This is a genomic window from Thalassospira sp. MIT121401 (assembly GCF_047125595.1).
Lineage (GTDB): Bacteria > Pseudomonadota > Alphaproteobacteria > Rhodospirillales > Thalassospiraceae > Thalassospira > Thalassospira povalilytica.
Genome location: NZ_CP138926.1, coordinates 3,313,665 through 3,332,921, shown reverse-complemented (window position 1 = coordinate 3,332,921; position 19,257 = coordinate 3,313,665). Strand labels below are relative to the sequence as shown.

General features: G+C 56.0%; 19 protein-coding genes. 6 read left to right on the top strand and 13 right to left on the bottom strand.

The annotated features are described in order from the left end of the window. Positions 1-16 precede the first annotated feature (16 nt). The 12 genes from SIB88_RS15375 to rpsF all read right to left on the bottom strand — a co-directional run bounded on the left by SIB88_RS15375 (position 17) and on the right by rpsF (position 11,278). On the bottom strand, positions 17-730 hold the full coding sequence (locus SIB88_RS15375) for an SDR family NAD(P)-dependent oxidoreductase (RefSeq protein WP_287466525.1): 714 nt from the start codon (positions 728-730) through the stop codon (positions 17-19). After that, positions 727-2,187, bottom strand: coding sequence for an amidophosphoribosyltransferase (gene purF / locus SIB88_RS15370; protein ID WP_068518619.1), 1,461 nt, complete (start codon positions 2,185-2,187; stop codon positions 727-729). The genes SIB88_RS15375 and purF overlap by 4 nt, the downstream gene beginning before the upstream one ends. A 63-nt stretch (positions 2,188-2,250) precedes the next feature. Next, positions 2,251-2,937 carry a CvpA family protein gene (locus SIB88_RS15365; RefSeq protein WP_068518618.1) on the bottom strand — a complete coding sequence of 229 codons (687 nt, stop codon included), beginning with the start codon at positions 2,935-2,937 and terminating at the stop codon, positions 2,251-2,253. A 70-nt stretch (positions 2,938-3,007) separates the two neighbouring features. After that, positions 3,008-4,420, bottom strand: a complete 1,413-nt coding sequence (gene radA / locus SIB88_RS15360; RefSeq protein WP_068518617.1) for a DNA repair protein RadA — start codon at positions 4,418-4,420, stop codon at positions 3,008-3,010. A 65-nt stretch (positions 4,421-4,485) separates the two neighbouring features. Beyond that, positions 4,486-5,262, bottom strand: a complete 777-nt coding sequence (locus SIB88_RS15355) for an ABC transporter ATP-binding protein (RefSeq protein ID WP_412558429.1) — start codon at positions 5,260-5,262, stop codon at positions 4,486-4,488. Between the two features lie 15 nt (positions 5,263-5,277). Continuing rightward, complete coding sequence (locus SIB88_RS15350; RefSeq protein WP_101247713.1) at positions 5,278-6,051, bottom strand: MlaE family ABC transporter permease; 774 nt, start codon at positions 6,049-6,051, stop codon at positions 5,278-5,280. 72 nt (positions 6,052-6,123) lie between these two features. Next, a complete protein-coding gene (gene alr / locus SIB88_RS15345; protein WP_068518614.1) occupies positions 6,124-7,245 on the bottom strand; it encodes an alanine racemase in 1,122 nt (373 codons plus the stop codon). 48 nt (positions 7,246-7,293) lie between these two features. Further along, positions 7,294-8,832 carry a replicative DNA helicase gene (locus SIB88_RS15340; protein ID WP_068518613.1) on the bottom strand — a complete coding sequence of 513 codons (1,539 nt, stop codon included), beginning with the start codon at positions 8,830-8,832 and terminating at the stop codon, positions 7,294-7,296. A gap of 219 nt (positions 8,833-9,051) precedes the next feature. Continuing rightward, positions 9,052-9,660: a 50S ribosomal protein L9 gene (gene rplI / locus SIB88_RS15335; RefSeq protein ID WP_068518612.1), complete on the bottom strand. Its 609-nt coding sequence runs from the start codon at positions 9,658-9,660 to the stop codon at positions 9,052-9,054. Then, complete coding sequence (locus SIB88_RS15330; protein ID WP_068518739.1) at positions 9,660-10,598, bottom strand: DUF2232 domain-containing protein; 939 nt, start codon at positions 10,596-10,598, stop codon at positions 9,660-9,662. The genes rplI and SIB88_RS15330 overlap by 1 nt, the downstream gene beginning before the upstream one ends. A 46-nt stretch (positions 10,599-10,644) precedes the next feature. After that, positions 10,645-10,884 (bottom strand): 30S ribosomal protein S18, encoded by a 240-nt coding sequence (gene rpsR, locus SIB88_RS15325; protein WP_197460813.1) that lies wholly within the window; start codon positions 10,882-10,884, stop codon positions 10,645-10,647. A 16-nt stretch (positions 10,885-10,900) separates the two neighbouring features. Then, on the bottom strand, positions 10,901-11,278 hold the full coding sequence (gene rpsF / locus SIB88_RS15320) for a 30S ribosomal protein S6 (protein ID WP_068518611.1): 378 nt from the start codon (positions 11,276-11,278) through the stop codon (positions 10,901-10,903). 443 nt (positions 11,279-11,721) lie between these two features. Between rpsF and SIB88_RS15315 the strand changes: the two genes are divergently transcribed. The 6 genes from SIB88_RS15315 to mltG all read left to right on the top strand — a co-directional run bounded on the left by SIB88_RS15315 (position 11,722) and on the right by mltG (position 18,260). Next, positions 11,722-13,515 carry a chloride channel protein gene (locus tag SIB88_RS15315; RefSeq protein ID WP_068518610.1) on the top strand — a complete coding sequence of 598 codons (1,794 nt, stop codon included), beginning with the start codon at positions 11,722-11,724 and terminating at the stop codon, positions 13,513-13,515. Between the two features lie 266 nt (positions 13,516-13,781). Then, on the top strand, positions 13,782-14,723 hold the full coding sequence (gene fabD / locus SIB88_RS15310; protein WP_068518609.1) for an ACP S-malonyltransferase: 942 nt from the start codon (positions 13,782-13,784) through the stop codon (positions 14,721-14,723). A 43-nt stretch (positions 14,724-14,766) separates the two neighbouring features. After that, a complete protein-coding gene (gene fabG, locus SIB88_RS15305) occupies positions 14,767-15,507 on the top strand; it encodes a 3-oxoacyl-[acyl-carrier-protein] reductase (RefSeq protein WP_101247709.1) in 741 nt (246 codons plus the stop codon). 170 nt (positions 15,508-15,677) lie between these two features. Further along, complete coding sequence (locus SIB88_RS15300; RefSeq protein ID WP_007090351.1) at positions 15,678-15,914, top strand: acyl carrier protein; 237 nt, start codon at positions 15,678-15,680, stop codon at positions 15,912-15,914. A gap of 87 nt (positions 15,915-16,001) precedes the next feature. Beyond that, positions 16,002-17,264 (top strand): beta-ketoacyl-ACP synthase II, encoded by a 1,263-nt coding sequence (gene fabF, locus SIB88_RS15295; protein ID WP_068518607.1) that lies wholly within the window; start codon positions 16,002-16,004, stop codon positions 17,262-17,264. A gap of 21 nt (positions 17,265-17,285) precedes the next feature. Further along, the gene (mltG, locus tag SIB88_RS15290) at positions 17,286-18,260 is read left to right on the top strand and encodes an endolytic transglycosylase MltG (protein WP_068518606.1); all 975 of its coding nucleotides are present in this window, start codon (positions 17,286-17,288) and stop codon (positions 18,258-18,260) included. Between the two features lie 94 nt (positions 18,261-18,354). On the opposite strand, the gene SIB88_RS15285 is transcribed toward mltG, so the two are convergent. Continuing rightward, positions 18,355-19,149, bottom strand: coding sequence for an SDR family NAD(P)-dependent oxidoreductase (locus SIB88_RS15285; RefSeq protein WP_412558427.1), 795 nt, complete (start codon positions 19,147-19,149; stop codon positions 18,355-18,357). Between the last annotated feature and the right edge of the window lie 108 nt (positions 19,150-19,257).

Here is a 19,257-nt window from a genome sequence, read left to right as displayed (position 1 = left end):
GCGGTATGTGGAATGCTTAATACGCGTTGACCACTTCGCCATGTTTGGTGCAGCTGGCCTCTGCCAGATCGACAAACACATCGGTGATTCTGTCGGGGGTGGGCAGCGTTTCGGGATCTTCGCCCGGATAGGCTTCGGCACGCATTTTGGTGCGGATACGACCGGGATTGATCAGATTGACGCGGACCTTGCTTTCCTCAAGCTCTTGGGCATAGGACAGCACAAGGGCTTCAAGCGCGGCCTTGGTGGCGGCATAAAGCCCCCAGAAGGCACGACCCTTGGCCGAGGCGTTCGAGGTCACGAAAATCGCACGCCCGGCATCAGAAAGCTGCAACAGCTTGTCGACCGTGCGGATAAGGCGGAAATTCGACGTAACGTTGGTTGCGACCGTATTGTCGAAAACCTGGGTATCGATGTGGCCGACCGGGGCGATTTCGCCCAGAAGGCCCGCATTGCCAACCACGATATCAAGCTTGCCGAACCGTTCATAAATGGTCGGGCCGATGGCATCGACCTTTTCGAACATGGTCAGATCAAGCGGCAGCAAGCTGATCTTGCCGCCGGCATCGGTGATTTCATCGCTGAGTTCTTCAAGCGCGCCGACATTGCGACCAATCGCAATGACCTGTGCGCCTTCGGCAGCGAAACGTTTGGCAACCGCGTAACCGATCCCGTGCGAGGCACCGGTAATCAGTGCTACGCGTCCTTCTAGGCGCTTTGTATCGGTCATGCAGACTGCCTTTCGACCAGCTGGCTCAGCTTGCGGTCCTTGTTTTCGGCATTGTGATCGGTAAGCCGGATCGGATAATCGCCGGTAAAGCACGCATCACAGAATGCCGGGCTGTCATTGTCACGGCCCGGAAGACCGGTCGCACGATACAGACCGTCAATGGTGACAAAGGCAAGGCTGTCGACGCCGATGATCTTGGCCATGCTTTCGATGTCGTGATTTGCCGCCATCAGTTTGTCTTTGGACGGGGTATCGACACCATAGAAGCACGGGTTGGTCGTGGGCGGGCTTGTGATGCGCATATGCACCTCTGCCGCACCGGCCTGACGGACCAGATCAACGATCTTGGTCGAAGTCGTACCACGAACGATCGAGTCATCGACCAGAATAACGCGCTTGCCCTTAAGCTTGCCGGGGTTGGCGTTATGTTTCAGCTTCACGCCAAGATGGCGGATCTGATCGGTCGGTTCGATAAAGGTACGGCCGACATAATGGTTACGGATGATGCCCAGTTCGAACGGAATACCGCTTTCCTCGGCGTACCCCAATGCGGACGGAACACCGGAATCCGGGATCGGCACGACAACGTCGGCCTCGATTGCGGACTCACGGGCCAGTTCACGACCGATATTCTTGCGCACGTCATAGACGCTTGTGCCTTCGACGATGCTGTCGGGGCGGGCGAAATAGACATGCTCGAAAATGCAGAAGCGCGATTTGACCGGTTTGAACGGCTTGATCGACCGCAGGCCGTCTTCGGTAATTTCAACGATTTCGCCCGGTTCGACGTCGCGGATGAATTCCGCGCCAACGATATCAAGGCCAACCGTCTCCGACGACAGGATATAGGCATCATTGAGCTTGCCCAGAACCAGCGGACGGACACCAAGCGGGTCACGGACACCGATCAGTTTCTTCTGGGTCATGACGACCAGCGAATAGGCACCTTCGACCTGACGGACCGCATCGATCAAACGATCGACGATCTTCTCGTACAGGCTGGTGGCAATCAGATGAATGAAGGTTTCCGTATCCGAGGTCGACTGGAAGATCGAACCGCGCTTGACCAGACGATCACGCACCGCAAGCGAGTTGGTCAGGTTGCCGTTATGGGCAATCGCCAATCCACCGAATTCGAAATCGGCAAAAAGCGGCTGCACGTTGCGAAGCCCCTTGCCGCCAGCTGTCGAATAGCGGACATGGCCAACAGCACGGTGGCCGGGAAGGCTTTTGATCACATCTTCGGAGCCAAAGATATCGCCAACCTGGCCCGAGGCCCGATGAGCGGGAAAATCTTCGCCGTCATAGGAAACAATACCGGCGGCTTCCTGTCCGCGGTGTTGCAATGCATGAAGGCCAAGGGCCGTCAGTGCAGCAGCATCCGGGGTACCAAAAACGCCAAAGACGCCACATTCTTCACGTAGCTTGTCGTCATCAAATGGATTGGTGGTCAGCATGAGTGGGTTCCGCTCTCTCGCCGGTGGCGCACGGACAACGTAATTTTACGAAACCCACACGCCTCACTCGTTAGTGGTCGCCTCGATCAGGCGATCCAAATCATCGCGCGAGGGCCTTGTATACCCGTTTAGGGGCGCGGGTCCAGTCCCTTTTGGTTCCGGACCAAGAAGTTGACGATAGGTTTGCTCGTTTGCATCGGCCCGACGCTGTGCGCGCTCAAGCTCTTGGGCGGTGGTATCGAAAATTTCGTCAGGAGCCATGCGCATAATAAGGAACGCGCCTTCTTCCAGAACCGGGCGGGTCCGGGCATCGCGGACCCAGTCGGGTTGCGAATCTGCGGGCAGCAGCCAGGACAGGGCCAAAAAGCCGATACAAACGATCAACGCGCCGCGCAACAGACCGAATACAAAGCCAAGGGTGCTATCAAGACTATCAAGGCCGGAATTCTGAACAGCCCGTCCGATGCGGCCGCTCAGGAACGAGAAAATCAGAAACGTAATCAGAAAAAGACCAACCCCGGTCGCCAGATCGGCAATCAGTTCGGACGGGATCAGATCACGGACATAGGGCCGCGCAATTGGATAGCCATAAAGCGCGCACAAACCCGCACCCAACCATCCCATCATCGACAGGATTTCGTGGATGAAACCACGGAAAAACGCAAACACCCCCGACACAAGCAGGATACCGACAACAATCAGGTCAAACACATCGCGTGCGCCAAGATCGGGGAGGGCAGAGAAATCCATCAGTTCGTAAACCTTGTAAGTCAGTCGGTCCGGGTGTGTTCGGGATCAGGTCACATATCGCAAAGTGCGTTTAATACATGCCTTCGCGCGGGCGCACCTTGTCGCGGACATCGTCGCCGAATAGGTTTACCAAATCCTGAAGATGACCGATTTCAGTCTGGTTCAGGCCCTTGATCGACAGCTTCTTCTTGCCCTGGGTGCCGTTCTTGGGGGTATAGGCATTGCCAAAGCCAAGTTTGGTGGCTTCTTTCAATCGCGATTCGAGCTGCCCGACCGGGCGCACTTCACCCGAAAGCCCGATTTCCCCGACAATAACCGTTTCGGCCGGAACCGGTGCATCGGCAACAGCCGAAATCAGGGCGGCAGCAACCGCCATGTCAGCGGCCGGTTCACCAACCCGCAAACCACCGGCAACGTTCAGATAAACGTCAAACTGACTAAGCGGCAGGCCGCACCGCGCATCCAGCACGGCAAGGATCATGTTCATGCGTGCAGAATCCCAGCCAACAACCGCACGACGCGGTGTCGCAAGGGCCGATTGGGCGACAAGGGCCTGGATTTCGACCAGCATCGGGCGGGTGCCTTCAAGACCGGCAAACACCGCCGTACCACTGACCGGCGCTTCGCGGTCGGCAAGGAAAAGTGCAGACGGGTTGGGCACTTCGACAAGGCCGGCATCACCCATTTCAAACACGCCGATTTCATCGGTTGCGCCAAAACGGTTTTTGACCGCGCGCAGGATGCGGAACTGATGGCCGCGTTCGCCTTCGAAATACAGAACCGTATCGACCATATGTTCAAGAACACGAGGGCCTGCGATCTGGCCTTCCTTGGTGACGTGACCGACCAGAAGGACCGCAAATCCTTTACGCTTGGCAAGGCGGATCAGTTCAAGCGCGCAGGCGCGAACCTGTGACACGGTGCCGGGCGCACTATCAAGGGTGTCGGCATACATGGTCTGGATCGAGTCAATGACCACGACGTCATGGCTGCTGGCTTCAAGGGTTGTGATGATATCGCGCAAACTGGTGGCGGCAGCAAAATCGACCTTGGACTTTTCAAGCCCCAGACGGGCGGCGCGCATGCGGACCTGATCGACCGCTTCCTCGCCCGAGATATAGGCACATTTGTTTTTGGCAGCCATCGCACCGACGGCCTGAAGCAGGATGGTGGATTTGCCAATCCCCGGATCCCCGCCAACCAAAAGGGCCGATCCCGGAACAAGCCCCCCGCCACAGGCGCGATCAAGTTCGGCAATGCCGCTTATGATGCGTTTGGGGCTGGCACTTTCGCCTTCAAGGGCGACGAATTCGATGGTCTTGCCCTTGGCACCGCCGGCAATGCCGCCTGCTGCCTTTGGGCCGCTTTCGACGCGTTCTTCTTCGATGCTGTTCCATTCCCCGCATCCGTCACAACGACCGGTCCATTTGCGGTATTCCGCACCACAGTTCTGACAGATGAAACGGCTTTGGGTTTTGGCCACAGAATGCTCCGCAGATCAAAGAAAAGAAATGTCTGTAACGGCGATTGCTGTCGCGTGCGACAGGATCAAAGATGCTTGAGATCAAGTTCAAGCGGACCTTCGATATCACCGGCAACGAATTGTTGCAAATAGGGGTTATCGGCAGCGTCGATTTCCGAAACCGGGCCGTCCCAGATGATCTTGCCCTGATAAAGCATCGCGACCCGGTCGGCAATTTTGCGCGCACTTGCCATATCATGGGTAATGGTCATCGCACTGGCGCCCAGTTCGCGGGTGCATTTGACGATCAGATCATTGATCACATCCCCCATGATCGGATCGATGCCGGTCGTGGGTTCGTCAAAGAACAGGATTTCCGGTTCTGTCGCGATGGCACGCGCCAGTCCGACGCGCTTTTGCATGCCGCCCGAAAGCGATGCCGGGGACATATTGGCGACGTCTGATCCCAGTCCGACATCTTCGAGACGGGCAATGGCGACATCGCGCGCATCGCGCGGCTTCATGCCACGACCTTCGATCAGGCCAAAGGCCACATTTTCCCAGACTGACAGGGAATCAAAAAGGGCGGCGCCCTGAAACAGCATCCCGGTTTTGGCAAGCATCGCATCGCGTTCGGCCTGACTGGCATTGGTCATATCAATGCCATCGACCGTGATCGATCCCTGGTCCGGGGTCAGAAGGCCCAGAACACATTTCAGCGTTACCGACTTTCCGGTGCCCGATCCGCCGATAATGGCAACCGATTCCCCCGGGGCAACGTCAAGATCGACGCCCTGAAGAACCTTTTTCGGGCCGAATGCCTTGTGGACATTACGCAGTGATATCTTGGCGGGATTGCTCATGATGCGGTCCGGCCCTTAACGCGTAAAGAACAGTTCGGTGACGATATAGTTCGAAATCAGGATCAGGATGGAGCTTGAAACAACCGCATTGGTGGTGGCCTGACCGACACCCTGTGCTCCGCCACGCGAATGATAGCCGTGATAACAGCCCATCAGCGTGATGATAAAGCCGAATACGGCGGCCTTCACCAGACCGGAAATCACATCAAGCTGTTCAAGATACTGGAACGTATTGCGGATATAGGAGCCGTCATTAAAGCCAAGTTTGTTGACCCCGACCAGATAGCCGCCAAGTACGCCGATGATATCGCCGATCAGAACAAGCACGGGCAGGGTAACCAGACCCGCAACAACGCGCGGAACCACCAGATATTTGAACGGATTGGTCGAAAGCGTGACCAATGCGTCGATCTGTTCGGTAACGCGCATGGTGCCGATTTCAGCAGCAATCGCCGCACCAACACGGCCCGCCACCATCAGACCGGCCAGAACCGGTCCCAGTTCGCGGGTCATGGAAATGACAACCACGGTGGCAACCGCACTTTCGGCTGAAAAGCGCGAGAACCCCGAATAGGATTGCAGGGCAAGAACCATCCCGGCAAACAGGGTGGTCATGGCGACAACCGGCAAAGAGAAATAGCCGATTTCGCGCATCTGTTTGAAGATCAGGCGAAAATAGATCGGCGGGGTGACCATGTGGCCAATTGTCCGACCTGCAAACACCGTCACGCGACCAACAAGGGCCAAAAAGGTCAAAAAGATCTGCCCAACCGGCGCAAAGATCGGCATCTGTACTTCGAAGTCCCCTGTTATCGGCCCGCCAAGATTGTATTGTCCGGTGGTTCGGCCAGTTTTTATGGATCAGCTTTCTGTATAAACCCGCCGATAGCGATGTCCAAGCGAAGTTAGAATTTCATAACCGATTGTACCAGCAGCAGATGCGACATCGTCAACCGTCATCTTGTCATCAAGAAGCGATACCATGTCACCAGCCTTAAGCGGCTTGCCCGGAAGGTCGGTGATATCAACCGTGATCGCATCCATCGAAACCCGCCCGACATAGGGAACGGCATGTCCCTTGATCAGAAGTTTGCCGGAATTCGAAAGCGACCGTAGCCAGCCATCGGCATAACCGACGGCAATGGTGGCGATTTTGGTTTTGCGTTTTGCCTGCCAGGATGCGCCGTAACCGACGGTTTGCGGTTCATCAATGTCACGCACCTGCAAGACCTTGGCCTTAAGGGTGACCACTGAGCGCATCGGGTTGGTGGTTTCCGGCGTCGGGTTGCCGCCCCAAAGTGCAAAGCCCGGACGGCAGAATTCAAGGTGATATTCATTGTCACGGAAGATCGCCGATGAATTGCAGAAACCGCGCGGTGCCGGGGGCAGGCGACGATACCATTTCATGAACAGGTCATACTGTTCCTTGGTGATCGGGTTTCCGGCCTCGTCGGCGGCGACCGGATGGGTCATGTAACCGGCTTTTTCAAACCCGTACAGAAGCGATGAATAACGATCGACCAGATGGCTGACATCAAGCGGCGTCAGGCCAAGGCGGCTCATGCCGGTATCAAGATGGATGAATGCCGGGGCCGGACGTTCATATTCCCGGCACAGATTGGACCAGCGTTCGATCTGTTCGAGATCATTGAGCACCGGGATCACGTCATTTTCGATGAAGAATTCTTCGTCACCGGGCAACACACCGTTCAGAACGGCAATCCGTCCACCGCCGCGCAGAACCGGGAACAGTTCGGCTGCTTCGTTGGCCTGTGCCACGAAGAACAATCGGCATCCCTGTTTTTTCAGGACCGGAACGATGGTGTTGGCGCCAAGACCATAGGCATCCGCCTTTACCACGGCACCACAGGTGCGCCCAGTATAGCGTTTGGTCAGACGTTGATAGTTGTCGGCAACTGCTTTCAAATTGATCTGCAGTTCCGCGCACTCGGCAGCACGGCCGACGGCGGGAAGAACGGTCATTCGTAATACCCCGTGGAATCCGTTTACGGATGGGCGCTGGCCCAAACCCTATTCATATTCTTCTTCAGTGTGATCAAGATCGCCAAACTTGGTGTAGTTCCCGTCAAAGAACAGGCGCACGTTGCCCACCGGGCCGTGACGCTGTTTGGCAACGATTACCTCTGCGGTGTTGTAAACATGGTTCAAACGTTCCTGCCACTGCGCATAGCGTTCACCGAACTTGTCGGTGGCTTCTTCCGGGCGTTGGGCCGGTTCGGCACGTTCGAGATAATATTGTTCGCGGTAAATGAACATCACGACGTCGGCGTCCTGCTCGATCGAGCCGGATTCACGCAAGTCAGAAAGCTGCGGGCGTTTGTCGTCACGCTGTTCAACTGCACGCGAAAGCTGTGACAGGGCCAGGACCGGAACTTCAAGCTCCTTGGCGATGGCCTTGAGCATACGGGTAATTTCCGAGACCTCCTGCACACGGCCATCGCCGCGGAAGTTGGTCGGCGGTGCCAGAAGCTGAAGGTAATCGACGACGATCATGGCAAGGCCGTGCTGACGCTTCAGGCGGCGGCAACGGGTTCTAAGTGTCGATACCGGCAGGGCCGGCGTATCGTCGATATAAAGCGGAACGGTATTGAGTTCCTGGGTCGCCAGAAGCAGTCGTTCGAAATCCTGTTCGTTAAGGTCACCACGGCGCATGTTATCGCCCGAGACTTCGGCTGCCTGCGACAGCAGACGACCGGCCAGCTGTTCTGCCGCCATCTCAAGGGAAAACACGGCAACCGCACCGGTACGGGTTTCATCGCGGGTGTCTTCGCCCGCCAGCCGGTTCTGATGGGATGCAATCGCCGCGTTGAAGGCCACGTTCATGGCAAGGGCGGTTTTACCCATCGACGGACGACCGGCAAGGATCAGCAAGTCGGACGGGTGCAAACCGCCAAGCTTGCGGTCAATGTCGCGCAAGCCCGTGGTCACACCAACAACGCGCCCGGCGTTCTTATAGGCGTGATCGATATTCTCATAGGCCTTGGCAAGGGCCGGGCCGAAGGCAACAAAGCCCGATTCTGCGGCCCCAGCAGTCGCCAGCGAGAACAGTTTCTGTTCGGCTTTTTCGATCTGGGTGGTGGCGTCGGTATCGAGTTCGTATTTATAGGCCTCATTGACCACATCTTCGCCAAGCTCGATCAGCTCGCGGCGCAGATACAGGTCATAGATCAGTTTGCCGTAATCCCCGGCATTGATCACGGAAACAAGGTTGTTTGACAGTTCGGCCAGATATTGCGCGCCGCCGATTTCTGCCAGTTCCTCGTCCTGTTTGAAATAGGCCTTGAGCGTAACCGGGTTGGCAAGCTGACCACGTTCGATCAGTTTGCCACAGGCCTCGAAAATGCGGCCATGGCGCCCGTCTGCGAAATGTTCCGGGCGCAGGATATCCGACACGCGCTCATAGGCGGCGTTGTTGTTCAGGATTGCGCCAAGAAGGGCGGCCTCTGCCTCGAAGTTATGGGGAGCCATACGTTCGAGCACCATATCGGCGTCGTCGCCGTGGTTCATATCCAGAGGAGCAAAAAGGGCATCAAGATTGGGATCTGTCATGGGCGGAAAAGGTATCAGTCATCCGGTTGGTCGCAAAGAGTTAATCGGTATAACTCATAGCCGGTATTCCGCAAGCGCAGAGGTCGCACATCCGACAGGTTTTTGAAAGTGCACTCAAAATCCGGTCCGGGCGCTGTCGCGGCATAAGGGGACCAAAAGAAAACGGCACGTCCTTGCGGACATGCCGTTTCCCGAATGGTCTTGGAAGAAAACCCGCAATTAAGCGTTGGTTTCTTCTTCGCCTTCAGCAGCTTCGTCAGCAAGCTCAGCCGGAACTTCTTCTTCGAAGAGTTCTTCTGCAGCTTCCAGAGCTTCTTCTGCTTCTGCTTCCTCGATGGTGCCAAGAACAGCGGCGCCTTTACGGAGCTGCTCTTCTGCATCTTCTTCGGAACGTGCAACGTTGGCGGTTACTTCGATAGCAACTTCCGGGTGCAGGTTGATTTTAACCTGGTGCAGACCAAGGGTCTTGATCGGCTGATCAAGAACGACCTGGGTACGGGCAACAGTGAAACCAGCTTCGGTAACTGCGGTCGCGATGTCGCGTGCGGTAACCGAACCGTAAAGCTGACCGACGTCGGATGCCTGACGAACGAGGGTAACAGCAAGTTCACCCATCTTCTCGGCAACCGCTTCGGCTTCTTTGCGGCGTTCCAGGTTGTCAGCTTCGAGCTGTGCTTTCTGTGCTTCGAACACAGAAAGGTTTGCTTTGGTTGCACGAAGGGCCATGCCCTGCGGCAGCAAGCGGTTGCGGGCGTGGCCCGGCTTGACGGAGACTACGTCACCCATCTGACCGAGTTTTTCTACCCGCTGGAGCAGAATAACTTCCATCACCGATCCTCCTCATTGCTACGGGTCATCGGTTCTTTCCCCCGCAGCCTGATTAAATGCTCAACAATTCCAAGTCCGGTGATCGCAATAAACGACCAGCTGGACAGAACCGCGACGATGTAAAACACCGTCAGTATCATACGTTTTTGCGGCCATCGGGCTGCCTGCCCATGCACCAGCGCCAATCCCTGAAACAGGAACGGCACTGCCAGCACCACCGCGACGTTTCGCGCCACATAGGCCAGGGATCCATCGGCAAAGCCGACCGTAAACCCGGCCAGGGCGAACGCAAACAGTGACCAGCCAGGCAAGGCGAAAGACGCCATTTTCGGTGTCGGACGCAGGTTTTTGCCTGCGCGCACCAGAATTGCCTGTGCGATTGCAGCATTGGCGAACAACATCAAAAGCCAGCTCACCGCAGCAATCGCCGGGAAGTAAACCTGGAACATGCCAATCAGACCCTGAACATCGGATGTCATAGGGACACCCATTTCCGAGTACATCTGGCTCAGGAACCTTGCGATAAGATCCTGAATGTCCAGACCTTCCGCCGACAGGGTCCCGGTAATGAAGATCATTACCGTTGCGACCATGACGGCCATGGCACTGACGACAATTCCGGACGGCAGAAAGGCAAGATTGCCATTTTCATCTTTCCGGATGACCAGCGCCATGCGGGTCAACAACATCGCCGGTCCGGCAAACACGATCACAAAGACCGTGAAAGGCAACAGTCCCCCAAAAAGAACAAGGGCACTGCATGCGGCAATTGCCGCAACCAGCAGGCGTTTGGGTCCCTGCCAAAGTCCCGTCAGGAACAAAGGCAAATGCCCGAAATATGAGAGCAAAAGAGCAAGCGGATTTCCTGATAGGACCAACAGGAACAGAACGGCACTGCCAAGTCCTGAACCAATTGCTATGAGGGTATCACGTTGCATCATTTACTCCCGGCCGAGACCGCAAAAGGGTCTCTTGCCGACTGCCTCAGACCTGGTCTGCGTAAGGCAGCAGCGCCAGGAAGCGTGCACGTTTGATGGCTTTTGCCAGTTCGCGCTGCTTCTTGGCCGAAACCGCAGTGATACGGCTCGGAACGATTTTGCCGCGTTCGGAAACGAAACGCTGCAGCAGTTTGACATCTTTGTAGTCGATCTTCGGCGCATCATCACCCGAGAACGGGCAGGTTTTGCGACGACGGAAAAACAGACGACGTCCAGCCATGATTATATCTCCTCGCTATCTGTTAGCCGTGCTGACGGGGACCGCCACGGCGATTACCGCCACGACCGCCGCGCTCGTCGCGGTTACGCAGAATGGCAGACTGTTCTTCTTCGAACTCGTCAACCTTGACAGTCATCTGACGCAGAACGTCTTCGTTCAGGCGCATCTGACGCTCATATTCCGCGATCACATCTTTTTCAGCTTCGATCTGGAAGAGAGTATAGTGGCCTTTGCGGTTCTTTTTGACACGGTATGCCAGGGAACGCAGACCCCAATATTCGGTTTTAGCGATCTTGCCACCGAGACCTTCGATGGTCTGGGTCAGCTTTTCGTTCAGGCTTTCGACCTGTGCAGTCGAGAAGTCCTGACGTGCGATAAACACGCTTTCGTACTTGCTCATAATACTCCTAATCACTCCTTGTGGCTTATCTCTTCCTGACATGACCTCATGTCATGCAGGCATAGCCGGGCAATCCCGGCAAGGAGCCGTGAGACGGCGGAATATACACTTTTCGCCCATTAGTGCAACGCCAAATGCAAGTTTTCCACAGTCGGGCGTATGGGTGCCGAAATCGGTGCGGCGCGTTGAATTGTCTTGGCCCGGACCCGTTCGCGGGTGTTGCGCCAGTGTTGCGCTTTCCTGAGGGCCGATATGCGTGAACTGGTTCACACTTGAAACAAAAAGTTCAAGAGAGTAGGCCTTTTGACATATGTCGGGCCGGTAACCCGCGCGACCTGTTGGTCATTTCTGTTCAACCACAGGGATGGTCGATCTGTTCGGGGCGCGTGACGCACTCCTTGAATGCCGGTTCGTGAACCTTGTCTCAAGACTTGTGGTTAGTGATGGTAGAACCTTCTATTGATGCGGCGTCTTCACGCCGTGCATCGTTGCTCAATTTATGTTTGCTGGCGCTGTGCGTCGGAATTGTCACCGGATATGGTGCCGTTGCCTTTCGCGCACTGGTAGCGCTGATCCATAACATCGCCTTTTTCGGTGTCTTTTCGATCGATTACGACGCGAACCTTCTGACCGAGCCGAGCAACTGGGGCCCGTTGGTCATTCTGGTGCCGGTTCTTGGCGGTATGCTGGTTGTGTTTCTTGTGAATAACTTCGCGCCCGAGGCCAAAGGTCACGGTGTGCCCGAGGTGATGAACGCCATTTATTTCGAACAGGGCCGTATTCGCCCGACGGTGGCGTTGGTCAAGTCGGTTGCATCTTCGCTGTCGATCGGGACCGGGGCGTCTGTCGGGCGCGAAGGTCCGATCATTCAGGTCGGCTCGGCGCTTGGATCAAGTATCGCGCAGATGTTCAAGCTTCAGACCGGGCAGCGCATCACCCTTCTTGCTGCCGGGGCCGGGGCCGGGATTGCCGCAACCTTCAACACGCCACTTGGGGCGGTGCTGTTTGCGATTGAACTGATGATGCCCGAAGTTTCGACGCGGACCTTCCTTCCGGTGGTGATTGCGACCGGGGCTGCGACCTATATCGGGCGGATCTCGTTCGGGTTGGCGCCGGCCTTTGAGGTGCCGCTTGCCGCTGTTCCGCAAGTTTCGGCAATCGATCTTCAGGCACTTGTTGTCTATGTCATTCTTGGTGTGTTGTGCGGCATTGCCGCCTGGATGCTGATCCGTTCGATGCTGATTACCGGGGCGTTCTTTAAAAAGATGCCGGGCAATGACTATACCCGTCATGCGGTCGGGATGCTGTCGGTCGGCATTCTGATGTATGTGCTGCTGCTGACGGGCGGCAACTATTATATCGACGGTGTCGGCTATGGCACGATCCAGCATATCCTGCGCGGGACAATGACATCCTTGCCGCTGCTGGTGGTTCTGTTCTTTGCCAAGCTGTACGCGACATCGGTCAGTATCGGTTCCGGTGCATCGGGCGGGGTGTTTTCGCCGTCCCTGTTTGTCGGCGCGACCCTTGGTGCGGCATGCGGTGTTGTCGGTAACATGATTTTCCCCGATGCGGGGATTACCCCGGTCGAGTTTGCCCTGGTTGGCATGGGCGGTGTTGTTGCCGCGGGGACCGGTGCGGCGATGACGGCGATCATCATGATTTTCGAGATGACGCGTGACTATAATATAATAGTGCCGCTGATTGTGGCGGTGGCGATCGCGCTTGGTTTCCGTCGCATGATCATTAGCGAGACGATCTATACGTCGAAACTGGTGCTGCGCGGACGTCATATTCCCAAGGAACGCCACAGCAACATGTTCATGGTCCATCCGGTGCGCGAGGTCATGACCACCAAACAGCTTTATGCCGATGCCGCACTTCGGGTTTCGGAAGTTATCGACAAGGTCGGTCCGTCGCCGGAACCCAACCCGATGATTGTCATCGAAGGGGACCGGATCGCCGGTGTGATTCCGGATGTGACCGCGCTGTTTTCGGTGGCCGGTGACAAGGGCAACAAGGCGCTCAAGGAGCTGATCGGTGAGGACTTTGTTGTCGTGGTCGATGACATGAACATGTATGACGTCATCAAGCGCATGGAACGCCGCAAGGCCCGGGCCGCAGTTGTGGTCAAACCATGTCGTGGCGTCCCCCGCCAGGATGATGTTTGCGGCGTGATCACGAAATCCCACATCGCCGATAGCGTGGTGTCGAGCATGCAGCACTATATCGGCTAGGCCCTGGCGGTCGCAGCTGCGATTGTGCAATGCATGATAGGCAATCCTTCAAGAAAGGCAGCAAACATGTCATACATGGTTGCTGCCTTTTGACTTGAAATCATGAATTTCCGTGCCACCTTGTTGGCGAGGTTCGCACGCGATGAGTAAAAAACCGTATCTGTTCTTGACAGTGGAGGCGGGCACGCTATCAAGGGTGGCTCGATTTTGAGGGGCCGACATACGGCGCAGCCTTCGCATAAGCTTACAAAGGTATATTTGAGATAATGACACGCGCACTCGTTTTCCCCGGTCAGGGGTCGCAAGCGGTAGGTATGGGCAAGGAACTGGCAGATGCATTTCCGGTTGCCCGCGAAGTTTTCCAGGAAGTTGATGACGCGCTTTCACAGAAGCTCAGCGCATTGATGTTCGAAGGGCCGGAAAACGAACTGACCCTGACGGAGAACGCGCAGCCGGCCCTGATGGCTGTCAGCCTTGCCGTTACCCGTGTTCTTGAAAAGGAAGGCGGTTTTACGCTGACCGACAAGTGCGATCTGGTTGCCGGTCATTCGCTTGGTGAATATTCCGCCCTTGCTGCTGCGGGCACCTTTGCCATTGCGGATGCGGCCCGTCTTCTGAAAATCCGTGGCCAGGCCATGCAGGCTGCCGTGCCGGTCGGTGTTGGTGCGATGGCGGCCCTTCTGGGCCTTGATTATGCTGATGCTGTTGCCGTTGCCGAAGAAGCCGCACAGGGTGATGTCTGCACGGCGGCAAACGACAATGCAAATGGTCAGGTCGTTGTGTCGGGCCACAAGGCCGCGGTTGAACGCGCTATTGAAATCGCCAAGGAAAAGGGTGCAAAACGCGCCGTCCTGCTGCCGGTTTCCGCACCGTTCCATTGCCCGCTGATGCAGCCGGCCGCGGATCGTATGGCCGAGGCGCTTGGAACTGTGGCGATGAATGCACCGGCAAAACCGGTTGTTGCAAACGTCACAGCAGAAAAAACTGACAATCCGGAAACCATTCGTAAACTCCTTGTGGAGCAGGTTTGCGGCACAGTGCGTTGGCGTGAGTCGGTTCTTTACATGAAAGAACAGGGCATTACCGAGCTGGTCGAGATCGGCGCAGGCAAGGTTCTGACTGGCATGGTCCGTCGTATTGATCGTGATCTGAGCGGCACTGCCGTCAATGGTCCGGCAGATATCGAAGCATTCCTCGGCGCGCTTTGATCGCGTTCCGGGAAAAGACGAACCCAAAAGGGAAAGAAAGTTAATGTTTGATCTTGCAGGCAAAACAGCACTGGTAACCGGTGCGACCGGCGGTATCGGTGGTGAAATCGCCAAGGTTCTGGCAGCTGCCGGTGCAAAAGTTGCCTTGTCGGGCACCCGTCAGGAACGCCTCGAAGCAGTCGCATCTGAGATCGGCGACAATGCTGTTGTGGTTCCGGCGAACCTTTCGGATTCCGCATCTGTTGATGGTCTGATCAAGAATGCCGAAGAGGCCCTTGGTGGTCAGCTTGATATTCTGGTCAATAATGCGGGCATCACGCGCGACCAGCTTGCCATGCGTCTGAAGGACGAAGACTGGCAGGCGGTTCTTGATGTCAACCTGACGTCTGCTTTCAAGCTTGCGCGCAATTCGCTGCGGGGCATGATGAAACGCCGTCACGGCCGTATCATCAACATCACCTCGATTGTTGGTGTTACCGGTAACCCGGGGCAGACCAACTATGCCGCTGCCAAGGCCGGCATGATCGGCTGGTCGAAGTCGCTGGCACAGGAAGTTGCCGCGCGCGGGATCACGGTAAACTGTGTTGCACCTGGTTTCATTACCACGGCAATGACCGAAGAACTCGGAGACGCCCAGAAAGAGAAGCTTTTGGGTGGCATTCCGGCAGGTCGCATGGGCGACAGCAAAGAGATCGCAGCAGCGGTTCTGTATCTCGCAAGTGACGAAGCAGCTTATGTCACGGGACAGACCTTGCATGTGAACGGCGGAATGGCGATGATTTAACCCGTTGCGGGTTGCCTTCTTTTCTGTTTAAAAGGGGCCGCTATACCAAATATTGAAATCGGCAATTGTATGTTGTCGGTTTCCGGTTCCCGGGAGGTCCTTCAATAGGGGGAGTAAACGGGCACCACGTGAACACTAACTGACAGAAAACCTATTGAAGGATTTGAGCTATGAGTGATGTCGCAGATCGCGTGAAGAAGATCGTTGTCGAGCACCTCGGTGTTGAAGAAGACAAGGTCACTGAAAACGCAAGCTTCATCGACGATCTTGGCGCAGATAGCCTGGACACCGTCGAGCTGGTTATGGCGTTTGAAGAAGAATTCGGTTGCGAGATTCCGGACGACGCGGCTGAAAAGATTCTGACCGTCAAAGACGCGATCGACTTCATCGAAAAGGCGAACGGCTAATCTTGCCGTGAGACATGGGCGCCGGAGGGCATCCTCAGGCGCCCTTTTCGTCTTTGCTGGATTCATAAAATAAAGGCGTAATGCGGGATGAGACGCGTAGTTGTTACCGGACTTGGTGCTGTAACGCCGCTTGCTAGCGGTGCTCAGATCACTTGGCAGAAACTGCTGAACAGCCAATCCGGCATCAAGGGCATCGATACTTTCGATGTGTCCGATATCCCTGCCAAAATCGCAGGCCTCGTGCCGCGCGGTGAGGGTGAAGGACTGTTCAACGCGGAAGATCATGTCTCGATCAAAGACATGAAGAAAATGGACGATTTCATCGTCTATGGTATTGCCGCAGCAGATCAGGCACTCGCTGACTCGGGCTGGAAACCGGAAACCGACGAAGATCAGGAAGCCACCGGCGTTCTGATTGGGTCAGGTATCGGTGGTCTGCCGAAAATTGCGGATGCTTCGGATCTTGTGAATAACGGCAAGACCCGCCGTGTCAGTCCGTTCTTCATTCCGTCCTGCCTGATCAACCTGGTTTCTGGTCAGGTTTCGATCAAACACGGTCTTAAAGGCCCGAACCATGCTGTCGTAACCGCATGTTCGACCGGTGCGCACGCCATTGGCGATGCATCGCGCATGATCATGCTTGGCGATGCCGACGTCATGGTGGCCGGTGGTGCAGAAGCTGCTGTTTGCCGTCTTGGTATGGCTGGTTTTGCTGCTGCCCGTGCACTTTCGACCGGTTACAACGACACCCCGACCGAAGCATCCCGTCCGTGGGATGAAGGCCGTGACGGTTTTGTCATGGGCGAAGGTGCCGGCTGTGTCGTTCTTGAAGAATACGAACATGCCAAAGCACGTGGTGCGAAGATTTATGCAGAAGTTGGCGGCTATGGCATGTCCGGCGATGCATATCACATCACCGCACCGGCAGAAGACGGCAATGGTGGTTTCCGCTCCATGCGTAATGCGCTTCGCAACGCTGGTGTGAACCCGGAAGACGTCGACTATGTCAACGCACATGGTACGTCGACTCCGCTGGGTGATGAAATTGAACTGGGTGCGGTCAAGCGCCTGTTTGGTGATCACGCAACCAAGCTGTCCATGTCTTCGACCAAATCGGCAACCGGCCACCTTCTGGGGGCTGCGGGTGCGATTGAAGCAGTGTTCTCGATCCTTGCGATCCATGAAGGTGTCGTTCCGCCGACCCTGAACCTGCGTAATCCGTCCGAAGCCTGCAAGGGGATCGATCTGGTTCCGCTTGAAGCCAAACAGCGCAAGGTCAATGTTGCCCTGTCGAACTCGTTCGGCTTTGGTGGCACCAATGCCTCGCTGGTTTTCAAGGCGTTTAAATAGCCGAGCCTCGGGAGTTTTCCCTTGAAGCGTTTTCTGCTTTTACTTGGCTTGCTTATCATCACCGCCGCGCTCACCATTGGTGGGGCGGCGGTGTATGTTTATGTGCAATACACATCGCCAAGCAAACTGGCACAAGGCCGCGACATCATTATCCCGCAGGGGACCGGTGTGCGCGGTATCGCCGAAATTTTCCGTCGCGAACATATTGTTGATGAACCGCTGATCTTTCTGGCGGGGGTGCGCGTCAGCGGGCTGGACCGGTCATTACGTGCTGGCGAATATCATTTCCCCGAACGGGTCAGTCCGCGTCAGGCGGCCGAAATCCTTGCTTCGGGTGAAACCGTCAAACGGTTTGTAACCATTCCCGAAGGCCTTCGGTCCGGCGAGATTGTTGAACGTATCAATCTGGTGGATGGCCTGACCGGCGAAATCACCGACATACCCAGCGACGGTACCCTTCTGCCCGAGACCTATCAGTTCTCTTACGGGGATACCAAACAGAGCATCCTTGATCGCATGCGCGCAGCTCATGACGAAATGGTCGAACAGCTGTGGCCGGGGCGTGACCCCGACTTGCCGTTTGATACGGTCGAAGAGGCACTGGTTCTTGCATCCATTGTTGAACGGGAAACCGGGGTAGCCGCCGAACGCGCCCGGGTTGCGGGGGTGTTTGTCAATCGGTTGCGCATCAATATGCGGTTGCAGTCCGATCCGACGGTTGCCTATGCCATCAGCCCAGACAAACGTCTGGAACGCGCCCTGACGCGTCAGGATCTTCGGTTTGAAAGCCCCTATAACACCTATGTTACCGGGGGACTGCCGCCATCACCGATCACCAATCCCGGACGTGAAGCGTTTTATGCGGTCCTGCATCCGGCAGAGACAAAGGAACTTTACTTTGTTGCCGATGGCACCGGGGGCCATGCATTTGCCCATACCCTTAAGGAACATAATCGCAATGTCGCGAAATGGCGGCGTATCCGCGATGCCCAATAGGGCTGGGTGCCTGCGCTAGAGGTCAAACGTAACGGATAAGTGAAAAGGCTGCCAAATCATTGGCAACCTTTTGTGTTTCGATGGGGTGCAGGTGTTATTCGCTGGTAGCGTTCTGATCTGGTGCGGATGCCTTGCGCGGCACACGGTTGGCCACCAAATCCATCAGCCATTGCGGTGTCATTTTCAGAAGGCCGATGATGATGTTCATCTGCCAGGGGAAGGCAATCATCCCACGGTTTCGTTCAAGCCCGCGTGCGATCTTTCGTGCGGCTTTGTCGGCCTGCATGAAGAACGGCATCGGAAAGTCATTGGCATCGGTGATGCGGCTTTTGACAAAGCCCGGACAAATGACATTTACCTTGATGCCGGTTGGCGCAAGTGCCCCGCGCAATCCTTCGCCATAGACACGGATTGCGGCTTTGCTGGCGCAATAGGCCGGGGCTGATGGCAACCCGCGCCAGGACGCCTGGGAAGCGACCAATGCGATCTGACCGCGTCCGCGAACGCGCATGACGTCAATCGCCGGATCAATGGTGTTGAGAACCCCGGCAACATTGGTGGCAAAGATGTCTCTGACCTGTTCGGGGCTTTCACCAAGACCGCCGGTCCCTGCTGAAATCCCGGCATTGGCGATGACAAGGCTGAGCGGGGCCAGCTCATCACAATGCGTGACATAGGCGGTCATGGTTTCACGATTGGTGACATCAAGAACATCGGCATAAACATTGGCCCCGGCTGCGCGACATTCGTTTTCAACAAGCCGCAAGCGCGTTTCATCCCGACCGCTGATAAACAGGGTTACGCCGGTGCGGGCAAATTGTCTGGCAAGTGCGGCACCGATGCCGGAACTGGCACCGGTAATCAGAATGGCGTGATACTGAAAGGACATGGTTGCTCGTATGCGGTTCTGAAATACAGTTTGTCGAATTTTGCGGACCATGATGCAGCAATAGGGCAGCATTATGAAATACGGGCATTTTGATCCCATATTGCAGTT